Here is a 272-nt window from a genome sequence, read left to right as displayed (position 1 = left end):
GTGTAGGCGCGATGTACGTGCGCAGGGGTCGCGTTGCGGACCTGGACCCCTATATGGGCGAGACCGACGACGGCCGCGTGGGCAGCCGCGTGCACACCGGCACGGTCAACTTCGCCGCTTACCTGGCACTACCGGAGGCGATTGCCCTGCACCAGCGCATAGGTGCCGCCAACAAGCAGGCGCGCCTGCGCTACCTGCGCGAGCGCTGGACGCTGCCGGCACGGCAGATGGCGCACATCGAAGTGCTGTCTTCGCCCGAACCGGCGCAGGCC

General features: G+C 69.5%; 1 protein-coding gene. It reads left to right on the top strand.

What is annotated here, in order from left to right; translation table 11 throughout:
* Positions 1 to 53: 53 nt before the first annotated feature.
* Positions 54 to 272 (top strand): hypothetical protein (locus CDN38_RS33635; RefSeq protein ID WP_204903259.1); only part of this gene is annotated, 219 nt, incomplete at its 3' end.

It is taken from the genome of Mycobacterium ostraviense (assembly GCF_002705925.1).
Taxonomy (GTDB): domain Bacteria; phylum Actinomycetota; class Actinomycetes; order Mycobacteriales; family Mycobacteriaceae; genus Mycobacterium; species Mycobacterium ostraviense.
Note: the sequence above shows the minus strand (reverse complement) of the source record. Positions and strands in the feature narration are given on the sequence as shown.